Consider the following 10,978-nt stretch of genomic DNA (forward strand, 5'->3'; position numbering starts at 1 on the left):
CCGCGGTAGACGTCGTACGCCCGGACCCCGACGTTGTCGCTCGACGCGGCCCAGCGCAGGGTCACCGTGGTCCCCGACGCGGTGCCGGTGAGACGCCAGGGCGAGGAGATCGAGGACGTCACCACGGAGGCCAACCCCGAGGTGGCTGAGCGGCACGCCGAGATCACCGAGGACGTCGACGACCTGCTCGACGAGATCGACTCCGTCCTCGAAGAAAACGCAGAGGAATTCGTGAGGGGTTATGTACAGAAAGGAGGTGAATGATACCATATGTCCGATTCGCCGGACGGTGCCGAGAAGGCATGTCCGCAGTGCAAGAGAGTGCTGGCCAGCACTGAGTTCCACCGTGACCGGCGGAGGAAGGACGGGCTGGCCTTCTACTGCAAGGTCTGCGCCGCCGCACGGTCGGAGGCAAGCCGTCGCAAGCGCGGTATTGCTCCGCAGCGGAGATCACCCAGGCCCGTCGGCGAAGGCCTCAAGTGGTGTCCGGACTGTGAGCAGATCAAGCCCCTGAACGACTTTCCCACCACCTCGACCAAGGCCAGTGGTCGGCACAGCTACTGCAAACCCTGCCACAACGCCCGTGGCAAAGAGACGGCGCAACGACTCTACGGCGGCACACGCGAGTACCACCTCCAGCGGCGCTACGGCGTGGGGGAGAAGGAGTTTCAGGAGCTCCTGGCCGAGCAGGGCGGGGTCTGCGCGATCTGTGGCGGCGCGGACCCGCAACATCTGGACCACGATCATCGCACCGGGTGGGTGCGCGGGATACTCTGCTTCAACTGCAACGGTGGTCTTGGCCAGTTCCGTGACAGTCCTACGAGGCTGGCCAGGGCGATCACGTACCTGAGAGGAACCACGTGGCAGCGGGCTTTGATCCATCCGGGCGTCTACCAGATGTGTTCACCAACGCGGGGACGTCCTCCTTCACCACGTTTCTGAGCCGGGTGGCGCCCGAGATGCTGCCCGGTCGTCGGCCGCTGCCGCCGGGCATGGCCGCCGACCTGGCGCCGCACGCGACCACCATCGTGGCGATCTCGGCCGCCGGTGGCGTGGTGATGGCCGGCGACCGACGGGCCACCATGGGCAACCTGATCGCCCAGCGTGACATCGAGAAGGTGCACCCCGCCGACGCGTACTCGCTGGTCGGCATCGCGGGCACCGCGGGCATCGGCATCGAGCTGATGCGACTGTTCCAGGTGGAGCTGGAGCACTACGAGAAGATCGAGGGCGCGATGCTCTCGCTCGACGGCAAGGCCAACCGGCTGGCGTCGATGATCCGGGGCAACCTGGGCGCGGCCATGCAGGGGCTCGCCGTGGTGCCGCTGTTCGCCGGCTTCGACCTGGCCGCCGCCGACCCGGCGCGGGCGGGGCGGATCTTCAGCTTCGACGTGACGGGTGGCCCGTACGAGGAGACCGGGTACGACGCGATCGGCTCGGGCTCGCTCTTCGCGAAGTCGGCGCTGAAGAAGCGTTTCCGGGCGGGCCTGTCCGTGGACGACGCGACCCGGCTCGCGGTCGAGGCGCTCTACGACGCGGCCGACGACGACACCGCGACCGGCGGACCGGACCTGACCCGCCGGATCTATCCGGTGGTGATGACCGCTACCGCCGAGGGCACCCGCCGGTTGACCGACACCGAGACGGCGGCGATCGCCGAGGGTGTGGTCGCCGGCCGGATGGAGAACCCGGGCGGATGAGCCCCGTCCACCCCCACCAGTCCGCAGTCGTCAGCACAGCGCCGTAAGGAGAACCGCCGCCGTGGCCATGCAGTTCTACGCCTCGCCCGAACAGATCATGCGCGACCGCTCCGAGCTGGCCCGCAAGGGCATCGCTCGGGGTCGCAGCGCCGTGGTCCTGAGCTACTCCGGCGGGGTGCTCTTCGTCGCGGAGAACCTCTCCAGCGCCCTGCACAAGGTCAGCGAGATCTACGACCGGATCGGCTTCGCCGCCGTCGGTCGGTACAACGAGTTCGAGAACCTGCGCCGGGCCGGGGTGCGGATGGCCGATCTGAACGGCCTGAGCTACGACCGGCGCGACGTCACCGGGCGGGCGCTTGCCAACGCGTTCGCGCAGACGCTCGGCGCGATCTTCACCGAGCAGTCCAAGCCGTTCGAGGTGGAGATCTGCGTCGCGGAGGTCGGGGCGACTCCGGACGACGACGAGCTGTACCGGCTCACCTATGACGGGTCGGTCAACGACGAGCCGGGTCGGATGGCCATGGGTGGTCAGGCCGAGGCGATCACCGGTGTGCTGAAGTCGCAGCACCGGGCGGACATGTCCCTCGGTGAGGCGGCCCGGGTGGCGGTGCAGGCGTTGAGCACCGTCGGTGGTGAGGGCGGCGCGGCCCGCACGATCGCCGCGAACCAGCTCGAGGTGGCGGTGCTGGACCGCCAGCGGGTGGGTCGTACGTTCCGCCGGATCACGGGCGCGGCGCTGACGGCGCTGCTGGACGGCGATGTCGCGGCAGCGGAGGAGCCGGCCGAGGCGGGCGGGCCGGACACGCCGGCGCAGCCGACCACGGAGGCGCACAAGCCGACGACGTCGGCGGGCTCCGCAGACCTGGAGGACAAGCCGGCGGACGGCAAGTAGGACGGGTCATGTCGGCGGGCGGCCAGTTCCTCGGGCCGCCCGCCGCTTTGCGTTGCCGCCCGGCCCGGCCGCGGGTCCTGTGCCGCGGGCGGGCCGGTACGTCGGCCGCTGGCGATACGCAGCGGGCGTGGGCGGCGCGGGGTCAGAGCCCTCCGGTCACCCCGGGCGTGACGGCCTCGCGGTGCGGGACGTCGGTGGGGGTCGTGCCGCTGGCGCGGGTGCCGCGCAGCAGGGCGGCCATCGTCGCGGCGACCACCACGGAGCCGATGGCGTAGCCGAGCTCGACCCGTAGCGCGGTGGCGACCGGGGCGAGGGTGGCGACGACCAGCGCGGCCACGCCGACGGCCCAGGCGACGGCCTGCGCCCGGTGCCGGTCGAGGGCGAGCAGCGCCTGGCCGAGGACCATCGCCCAGAGGTAGGCGAGGGTGGCTGCCGCGAGCCAGGCGAAGTCGCCGTGGCCGAGGACGTCGGGCGCGTCGAACAGGGTCTGCACCAGCCACGGGCCGAGCAGGACGGCGAGCACGGCGCCGGTGAGGCCGAGCGCGGTGACGACGCCCAGGGCCCGGCGCAGGAGGCCGTTGAAGGCGGTGCGGTCGCCGGTGGTGGCGGAGGTGGCGAGACCCGGGAGCAGGGACGCCTGCAGCGACGCGAAGACGAACAGCGGGATCCGGACCAGCACCAGCGCGGAGAGCAGGGCGCCGGCGGTGGCCACGTCGGACGGGTCCAGCACCTTGACGTTGATCACGCCGATGTTGACGACGACCTGGGAGAGCAGGCTGGACGCGATGAGCAGACCGAGGCCGCGCAGGAACGAGGCCCAGGCGACGGGGACGCCGCCGCCGATGACCCGCAGGACCGGTGGGGCGGTGACCGCCACGCCGATCAGCGGCGCGGCGATCAGCACCGCGCCGAACCAGACGGGGGAGGTGACGCCGGTCAGACCGAGCAGGGCGACCAGGACGATGCGCAGGCCGCCGTCGACGCCGAGCTGGGTGCCGTACCAGGGGAACAGTTGCAGGCCGGAGAGCACGCCGCGGGTGGTGTGTGCGACGGCGAGCGCGGCGAGCGACCCGATCAGCACGGTGACCATGTCGTTGTCACCGGCGAAGAGCCGGTCGGCGAGCGGCGCCCGGGCGATGACGATCAGCGCGACGATGGCGATGAGCAGACCGAGGGCCAGGGCGGCGCCCCGGGCCAGCACGGGCCCGGGGGTGAGGCCCTGACTGTGCCGGCCGGCGACGAGGCGGGCGACCTCCTGCTCGACGGGCATGAACAGGCCGATGCCGAGCGTGAAGACGATCGTCCAGAGCGCCGCGAGCGACGAGTAGTCCGCCTCGGTGAGGCTGTGCCCGGCGACGGCCAGGTGGACGTAGGAGGCGAGCCCCAGCAGGGCCAGGCCGGCGCCGACGGCGACGGTCCCCGGTGGGACGAGACTCAGGAGCCGGCGGATCACCGGCGAATGAGCGCCAACGTGAGCACGGCGAAGGCGCGACCGAGGTAGATCATGGCCTTGGCCGGGGAGTGGCTGGGAGTGCCCGCCATCCGCTTGCGCATGGCCACCGGCACCTGGCGGATGGTGTAGCCCCGCCGGGCGGTGTGCACAAGCGTCTCGACCGTGTCGCCCAGGTACTCCACCGGGTACCAGGTGGCGAACATGTCGATCACCCGGCGGTTGGCGGCCCGGAAGCCGGAGGTGGTGTCGGTGAGCTTGGTGCGGGCGACACGCGAGAGGACGCCGGAGAGCATGACCATGGCCCAGCGGCGGGGGCCGCGGACGCTGTAGTCGCCCTCGCCGGCGAACCGGGCGCCGATCACCAGGTCGGTCTCGTCGAGCAGGTCGACGAGCTTCGGCACGTACCGGGGGTCGTGCTGGCCGTCGGCGTCGATCTGGATGGCCACGTCGTAGTCGTGGTCGCGGGCGTACCGGTAGCCCAGGCGCATGGCGCCGCCGACGCCGAGGTTGTACGGCAGCTTGGCGACCCGGGCGCCGGCCGCCGCGGCGACGGCGGCGGTGCGGTCGGTGGAGCCGTCGTCGACGACGAGCACGTCGACGCCGGGCAGTTCGCCGCGGACCTCGCCGACGACGTCGGCGATCGAGCCGGACTCGTTGAGCGCGGGGATGATGATCAGGACCCGCTTGCCGTTAACCATCGTGCGACACCAGTTCGTCTCGGGCCGCCCGGTCCGCGTCGATCTCGGCGCGCAGGAGGGCGAAGTCTTCTGCCAGGGTGCGGGTCTCTTCCTCCAGGGCGCTGACCTCCCAGCTGAGGTGCACGCAGACCAGCAGGAGGAAGACGATGCCGAGGAAGAGCACGAGGCTCACGCCGGACTGGACGCCGAGCAGCTCGGCGACGTTGTCCAGCAGGCGGGGGAAGAGCGACAGCGGAATGACGATCACCAGGACGCCGAGCCAGAGCATGCCGTACTTCTCGCGGAGCTGCCGGCGGCGCAGCAGCTCGACGATCGTGGCCAGCAATATCAGGCCGGTCAAGCCGGTGACGAGGGTGAGCTTCATGCGACCTTCCACGGGGCGGGTGGAGCGGCGGAGGCGAACGCGGCGGCCAGGGTGGTGTGCCAGCCCGTGAGGGGTGGCAGACCCGCGGCGGCCCAACGGCCGTGCCCTAGCACACTGTACGCCGATCGGGGGATGGAACGGGGGAACCGATCGATGGTGATCGCCCGGGTCATGCGGTCGGCGCCGCCTTCAGCGGCTCCCACCAGGCCCGGTTGTCGCGGTACCACTGCACGGTCTGCGCCAGACCGTCGGTGAGGTCGATGCTCGGGGCGTACCCCAGCTCTTGGTTGATTTTGGTGATGTCCAGCGAGTAGCGGCGGTCGTGGCCCTTGCGGTCGGTCACCGGGACGACCCGGTCCCAGCCGGCGCCGCAGGCTTCCAGCAGCAGACCGGTCAGCTCCTTGTTGGTCAGCTCGGTGCCGCCGCCGATGTTGTAGACCTCGCCGGCGCGGCCCTTCTGCTGGACCAGCGCGATGCCCCGGCAGTGGTCGTGCACGTGCAGCCAGTCGCGGATGTTGCCGCCGTCGCCGTAGAGCGGAACGGTGCCGCCGTCGAGCAGGTTGGAGACGAACAGCGGGATGACCTTCTCGGGGAACTGGTACGGCCCGTAGTTGTTGGAGCAGCGGGTGACCACCACGTCCATGCCGTGGGTGCGGTGGTAGGCCAGGGCGAGCAGGTCGGAGCCGGCCTTCGAGGCCGAGTACGGCGAGTTCGGCGCGAGGGGCCAGGTCTCCGTCCAGGAGCCCTCGTCGATCGACCCGTACACCTCGTCGGTCGACACGTGCACGAAGCGGCCGGTGCCGTGGCGCAGCGCCGCGTCCAGCAGCGTCTGGGTGCCGAGCACGTTGGTGGTGACGAACGGCGCGGCTCCGGCGATCGAGCGGTCGACGTGCGATTCCGCCGCGAAGTGCACGATCACGTCGTGCCCGGCGACCACCTCGTCGACCACACCGGGGTCGCAGATGTCGCCCTGCACGAAGCGCAGCCGCGGGTCGTCGCGCACCGGGTCGAGGTTCGCCAGGTTGCCCGAGTAGGTGAGCTTGTCGAGCACGGTCACGCCGGCGGGGAAGACCGCAGGCACGCCCGAGGCGGTGCCACCAGGCACGCCCAGCAGCATGCGGACGTACTCTGAACCGATGAATCCGGCACCGCCGGTGACGAGGATCCTCACGGGTCCAGGAGTGTACGCGAAGCGGTGGGCCGGCTGTCGGCGGCGACCACCGACATGCCGGCGGGCTGGTAGCGGCTAAGCTCCCCCGGTGCGCGGAATCCTACTCGCCGGCGGCACCGGTTCCCGGCTCTGGCCGATCACCCGGGCAGTGTCCAAGCAACTGATGCCGGTCTTCGACAAGCCGATGATCTACTACCCCCTCTCCACCCTGGTGATGTCCGGGGTGCGGGAGATCCTGGTGATCACCACACCGGAGGACCAGGACCAGTTCCGCCGGTTGCTCGGCGACGGCAGCCAGTTCGGGCTGCGGCTGGAGTACGTCACGCAGGCCCGCCCGGAGGGCATCGCCCAGGCGTTCGTGCTGGGCGCGGACTTCATCGGTGACGAGTCGGTGGCGCTGATCCTCGGCGACAACATCTTCCACGGCGTCGGCCTGGGTCGGCAGCTCGCCGCCCACGGCGACCTGGTCGGCGGCCGGGTGTTCGCGTACCCGGTGGCCAACCCGCAGGAGTACGGGGTGGTGGACTTCGACGCCGAGGGGCGGGTGCTCTCGATCGAGGAGAAGCCGGCCCGGCCGAAGTCCCGCTTCGCGGTGCCCGGCCTGTACTTCTACGACAACCGGGTGGTCGACATCGCCGCCAAGCTCACCCCGAGCGCTCGCGGCGAGCTGGAGATCACGGCGGTCAACGAGGCGTACCGGGAGACCGGCGAGCTGTCCGTCACCCTGCTCGACCGGGGCACGGCCTGGCTGGACACCGGCACGTTCGCCTCGATGATGCAGGCCGGCGAGTTCGTCCGGGTGATCGAGGAGCGGCAGGGCCTGAAGATCGGCTGTGTCGAGGAGGTGGCCTGGCGGGCCGGCCTCATCGACGACGATCAGCTGCGCGCGCTCGCCGAACCGCTGGTCAAGAGCGGCTACGGCGACTACCTGTTCGGGCTGCTGGCCGAGAAGAACGAAGCGCGGGTGGGCCGATGAAGATCCGGGAGCTGGGCATCGAGGGCGCCTGGGAGATCACCCCCCAGCAGCACGGCGACCCGCGCGGCATGTTCATGGAGTGGTACCGCTTCGACCACCTCGCCGAGGCGGTGGGGCACCCGCTGCGGCTGGCCCAGGCCAACCTGTCGGTCTCGGCGCGCGGCGTGGTGCGCGGCGTCCACTTCGCCGACGTGCCGCCCGGGCAGGCCAAGTACGTGACGTGTGTGCGCGGCGCGGTTCTCGACGTGATCGTGGACCTGCGGGTCGGCTCGCCGACCTTCGGCCGGTGGGAGGGCGTCCGGCTGGACGACACCGACCGGCGGGCGGTCTACCTCAGCGAAGGGCTGGGGCACGGATTCTGCACGCTGACCGACGACGCGACGCTGAGCTACCTCTGCTCGGCCACGTACAACCCGACCGGCGAGCACGCGGTGCACCCGCTGGACGAGGAGCTGGGCATCGAGTGGCCCGCCGACGTCCCGCTGCTGTCCGCCCGCGACGACGCCGCGCCGACCCTGGCGCAGGCCCGCGAGCGCGGCCTGCTGCCGGAGTACGACGCCTGCCGGCGGTTCGTGGCCAGTCTCGGGCCGGACGGAATGTCGCACTCAGCCGGTATGTGACCACCCCCGAAGCACGACCTGTGGTGTGACAGTGACGAACCGGGCCTCCGGGCGGCTAATGTCACACCATGGAGCGGCGAATCTTCGGCCTCGAGACCGAGTACGGCGTCACCTGTACCTATCGCGGGCAGCGGCGGCTGTCCCCGGACGAGGTCGCGCGGTATCTGTTCCGTCGCGTCGTGTCCTGGGGCCGGTCGAGCAACGTGTTCCTGCGCAACGGGGCCCGTCTCTACCTGGACGTCGGGTCGCATCCGGAGTACGCGACACCGGAGTGCGACTCGGTGACCGACCTGGTGGCCCACGACCGGGCCGGCGAGCGGATCCTGGAGGGGCTGCTCGTCGACGCGGAGAAGCGGCTGCACGACGAGGGCATCGCAGGTGAGATCTACCTGTTCAAGAACAACACCGACTCGGCCGGCAACTCGTACGGCTGCCACGAGAACTACCTGGTCTCGCGGCACGGCGAGTTTGGCCGGCTCGCTGACGTGCTCATCCCGTTCCTGGTCACCAGGCAGTTGATCTGTGGGGCCGGCAAGGTCCTGCAGACTCCGCGTGGCGCGGTCTACTGCCTGTCCCAGCGAGCCGAGCACATCTGGGAGGGCGTCTCCTCGGCGACGACCCGCAGCCGACCGATCATCAACACCCGCGACGAGCCGCACGCCGACGCCGAGCGCTACCGGCGCCTGCACGTGATCGTCGGCGACTCGAACATGAACGAGGTCACCACGCTGCTCAAGGTCGGCACCGCCGACATCGTGCTGCGGATGATCGAGGCCGGGGTCGTCATGCGGGACCTCTCGCTGGAGAACCCGATCCGGGCGATCCGCGAGGTGTCGCACGACATCACCGGGCGGCGCAAGGTGCGGTTGGCCTCCGGCAAGGAGGTCAGCGCGCTGGACATCCAGCAGGAGTACCTGGCCAAGGCCACCGAGTTCGTCGAGCGCCGCGGCGGCGACCAGGCCGCCAAGCGGGTCGTCGAGCTGTGGGGCCGGGTGCTCAACGCGGTGGAGAGCGGTGACCTGGAGCCGGTCTCGCGGGAGATCGACTGGGTCAGCAAGCTGCGGCTGATCGAGCGCTACCAGCGTAAGCACGACCTGCCGCTGTCGCACCCCCGGGTGGCGCAGATGGACCTGGCGTACCACGACGTGCGCCGTGGGCGGGGCCTCTACGGGCTGCTGGAGCGTCGCGGCGAGGTGGACCGGGTGGCCACCGACCCGGAGATCTTCGAGGCCAAGGAGACCCCGCCGCAGACCACACGGGCGCGGCTGCGCGGCGAGTTCATCCGGCACGCCCAGGAGAAGCGGCGCGACTTCACCGTCGACTGGGTGCACCTGAAGCTCAACGACCAGGCACAGCGCACCGTGCTCTGCAAGGACCCGTTCCGGGCGTACGACGAGCGGGTGGAGCGGTTGATCGCCAGCATGTGACGGGTGTGCCGGCCCCGGCGGTGGTGTGCCGCCGACGGGGCCCGCCGGCCCGGTAGGCTGGGCGCGCCATGACGACTTCTGAACCATCCGACCGTTCCGAGCGCTCCGGGCGCGGCGCCGAGCGGCAGAACTGGGTCGAACGCCGGCGGGAGAAGATCCGCGCCGAGATCGACCGCAACCGGCGCGGTGAGTACACCGTGCCGACGTGGGTGCTGGCCCTGGCGCTGGTGCTCATCGTGGGCGGCTGGCTCGCCCTGATCTTCCTCGCCTGATCCCGCCCCGCGCTGTCGCGCGAGCGGTGTCCGTTGCTGACCCACCCGCGCTGTCGCGGGAGCGGTGTTCGTCGGTGACCCTCCCGGGGCCAGAGGTTGGCCCGGCCGGGTCGCGTCGACGGGTATCCGCCGACGTCGCCGTCGCGGGCGGGTCCGCCCGCCCACTGCGCCGACGACACCGGGACGCGACGACGCGGGAGGCGATCATGGACGACGACCGGACGGTGCCGCAGCCGGAACGCGGTGGGGGAGGCTGGCAGGACCCCGGGCCGCGCGACGTGGTCCGGGACCGGCAGAACCCCGATCTGCTGACCCCGCCGAGCACGGACGCGGGGACACTGCCCAACCTGCGGTTCTCGTTCTCCGACGCGCACGCCCGCGTGCAGGGCGGCGGTTGGACCCGCGAGGTGACCGTACGGGAGCTGCCGGTCGCCACCGAGCTCAGCGGCGTGGACATGGCGCTGGAACCGGGCGGGTACCGGGAGCTGCACTGGCACAAGCAGTCCGAGTGGGCGTACGTGTCGCGCGGCAGCGCCCGGATCAGCGCCGTCGACCAGGAGGGCCGCAACTTCCTCGACGACGTACGCGCCGGTGACCTGTGGTTCTTTCCGCAGGGGGTGCCGCACCACATCCAGGCGCTCGACGAGGGCGTGGAGTTCCTGCTCGTCTTCGACGACGGCGCGTTCACCGAGAACAGCACGTTCCTGATCAGCGACTTCTTCGCGCACACCCCGAAGGACGTGCTGGCCAAGAACTTCGGGTGGCGGCCTGAGCAGCTCGACTCGATCCCGGAGCGGGAGAAGTACATCTTCGCGGGGCAGGTGCCGCCGCCGCTGGACCGCGACAAGGTGGTCAGCCCGAGCGGGGACGTGCCCCGCAGCCTGAGCCACCGGCTGCTCGCGCAGCAGCCGCAGCGGTTCGCGGGCGGCCAGGTCCGCATCGCCGACGTCACCCAGTTCCCGGCGGCCACCGCGATCTGCGCCGCGCTGGTCGAGGTCGATCCGGGCGAGCTGCGCGAGCTGCACTGGCACCCGACCGACGACGAGTGGCAGTACTACCTCTCCGGCCACGGCCGGATGGGCGTGTTCGCCAGTCAGGGCGTGGCGGGCACCTTCGACATGCGCTCGGGTGACGTCGGGTACGTGCCGTTCGCCTACGGCCACTACATCGAGAACCTCGGCACCGAGCCGCTGGTCTTCCTGGAGATGTTCCGCAAGCCCCGGTTCGGGTGATCCGCTGACCCGACCGTCACCCTCCCACCCAGGTCCCGCCCGCGTCCCACCCGGTCCCCACCCCGGTCCCGCCCGGGGTTGATCATGAAGTTATTGCCCGCCCGCCCGGCGTGTCGGGGCCATAACTTCATGATCAACGCGGGCGGGCGGGCGGGTGGGGGTTGGGGGGGGGT

The 10,978-nt window shown here is 71.0% G+C and carries 13 protein-coding genes; 9 read left to right on the plus strand and 4 right to left on the minus strand.

From position 1 onward, the window contains the following. Window positions 1–108 precede the first annotated feature (108 nt). The 4 genes from ABZU46_RS28450 (at window position 109) to prcA (ending at window position 2,592) form a co-directional block, all read left to right on the plus strand. On the plus strand, window positions 109–264 hold the full coding sequence (locus ABZU46_RS28450; RefSeq protein ID WP_354862566.1) for a ubiquitin-like protein Pup: 156 nt from the start codon (window positions 109–111) through the stop codon (window positions 262–264). Window positions 265–270: 6 nt separating this feature from the next. After that, window positions 271–942, plus strand: a complete 672-nt coding sequence (locus ABZU46_RS28455) for an endonuclease VII domain-containing protein (protein ID WP_354862551.1) — start codon at window positions 271–273, stop codon at window positions 940–942. Further along, on the plus strand, window positions 861–1,700 hold the full coding sequence (gene prcB / locus ABZU46_RS28460) for a proteasome subunit beta (protein WP_234581940.1): 840 nt from the start codon (window positions 861–863) through the stop codon (window positions 1,698–1,700). The genes ABZU46_RS28455 and prcB overlap by 82 nt, the downstream gene beginning before the upstream one ends. A gap of 61 nt (window positions 1,701–1,761) precedes the next feature. Beyond that, window positions 1,762–2,592, plus strand: a complete 831-nt coding sequence (gene prcA, locus ABZU46_RS28465) for a proteasome subunit alpha (protein WP_354862553.1) — start codon at window positions 1,762–1,764, stop codon at window positions 2,590–2,592. Window positions 2,593–2,734: 142 nt separating this feature from the next. Here the strand turns inward: prcA and ABZU46_RS28470 are convergent, their stop codons facing one another. The 4 genes from ABZU46_RS28470 to rfbB all read right to left on the minus strand — a co-directional run bounded on the left by ABZU46_RS28470 (window position 2,735) and on the right by rfbB (window position 6,278). Further along, a complete protein-coding gene (locus tag ABZU46_RS28470; RefSeq protein ID WP_354862554.1) occupies window positions 2,735–4,045 on the minus strand; it encodes a polysaccharide biosynthesis protein in 1,311 nt (436 codons plus the stop codon). Next, window positions 4,042–4,743 (minus strand): glycosyltransferase family 2 protein, encoded by a 702-nt coding sequence (locus ABZU46_RS28475; protein WP_007459917.1) that lies wholly within the window; start codon window positions 4,741–4,743, stop codon window positions 4,042–4,044. The genes ABZU46_RS28470 and ABZU46_RS28475 overlap by 4 nt, the downstream gene beginning before the upstream one ends. Then, window positions 4,736–5,107 (minus strand): DUF2304 domain-containing protein, encoded by a 372-nt coding sequence (locus ABZU46_RS28480; RefSeq protein WP_354862556.1) that lies wholly within the window; start codon window positions 5,105–5,107, stop codon window positions 4,736–4,738. The genes ABZU46_RS28475 and ABZU46_RS28480 overlap by 8 nt, the downstream gene beginning before the upstream one ends. 169 nt (window positions 5,108–5,276) lie before the next feature. Continuing rightward, window positions 5,277–6,278 carry a dTDP-glucose 4,6-dehydratase gene (gene rfbB / locus ABZU46_RS28485; RefSeq protein ID WP_354862557.1) on the minus strand — a complete coding sequence of 334 codons (1,002 nt, stop codon included), beginning with the start codon at window positions 6,276–6,278 and terminating at the stop codon, window positions 5,277–5,279. Window positions 6,279–6,366: 88 nt separating this feature from the next. On the opposite strand from rfbB, the gene rfbA reads away from it, so the two are divergent. The 5 genes from rfbA (at window position 6,367) to ABZU46_RS28510 (ending at window position 10,805) form a co-directional block, all read left to right on the plus strand. Then, window positions 6,367–7,254, plus strand: coding sequence for a glucose-1-phosphate thymidylyltransferase RfbA (gene rfbA, locus ABZU46_RS28490; RefSeq protein WP_354862559.1), 888 nt, complete (start codon window positions 6,367–6,369; stop codon window positions 7,252–7,254). After that, on the plus strand, window positions 7,251–7,874 hold the full coding sequence (gene rfbC, locus ABZU46_RS28495; protein ID WP_354862560.1) for a dTDP-4-dehydrorhamnose 3,5-epimerase: 624 nt from the start codon (window positions 7,251–7,253) through the stop codon (window positions 7,872–7,874). Before rfbA ends, rfbC begins: the two co-directional genes overlap by 4 nt. A gap of 68 nt (window positions 7,875–7,942) precedes the next feature. Further along, the gene (gene pafA, locus ABZU46_RS28500; RefSeq protein ID WP_234581936.1) at window positions 7,943–9,301 is read left to right on the plus strand and encodes a Pup--protein ligase; all 1,359 of its coding nucleotides are present in this window, start codon (window positions 7,943–7,945) and stop codon (window positions 9,299–9,301) included. Window positions 9,302–9,369: 68 nt separating this feature from the next. Next, on the plus strand, window positions 9,370–9,573 hold the full coding sequence (locus ABZU46_RS28505; protein WP_354862562.1) for a hypothetical protein: 204 nt from the start codon (window positions 9,370–9,372) through the stop codon (window positions 9,571–9,573). Between the two features lie 206 nt (window positions 9,574–9,779). After that, a complete protein-coding gene (locus ABZU46_RS28510; RefSeq protein WP_354862564.1) occupies window positions 9,780–10,805 on the plus strand; it encodes a cupin domain-containing protein in 1,026 nt (341 codons plus the stop codon). The last annotated feature ends 173 nt before the right edge of the window (window positions 10,806–10,978 follow it).

The organism is Micromonospora sp. NPDC005197 (genome assembly GCF_040608295.1).
GTDB lineage: Bacteria > Actinomycetota > Actinomycetes > Mycobacteriales > Micromonosporaceae > Micromonospora.

Bases quoted from the DNA above. Each gene is read 5' to 3' on its own strand.
- ABZU46_RS28455 (WP_354862551.1), top strand. From the start codon at position 271: ATGTCCGATTCGCCGGACGGTGCCGAGAAGGCATGTCCGCAGTGCAAG.
- ABZU46_RS28475 (WP_007459917.1), bottom strand. From the start codon at position 4,743: ATGGTTAACGGCAAGCGGGTCCTGATCATCATCCCCGCGCTCAACGAG.
- ABZU46_RS28480 (WP_354862556.1), bottom strand. From the start codon at position 5,107: ATGAAGCTCACCCTCGTCACCGGCTTGACCGGCCTGATATTGCTGGCC.
- rfbC (WP_354862560.1), top strand. From the start codon at position 7,251: ATGAAGATCCGGGAGCTGGGCATCGAGGGCGCCTGGGAGATCACCCCC.
- pafA (WP_234581936.1), top strand. From the start codon at position 7,943: ATGGAGCGGCGAATCTTCGGCCTCGAGACCGAGTACGGCGTCACCTGT.
- ABZU46_RS28505 (WP_354862562.1), top strand. From the start codon at position 9,370: ATGACGACTTCTGAACCATCCGACCGTTCCGAGCGCTCCGGGCGCGGC.
- ABZU46_RS28510 (WP_354862564.1), top strand. From the start codon at position 9,780: ATGGACGACGACCGGACGGTGCCGCAGCCGGAACGCGGTGGGGGAGGC.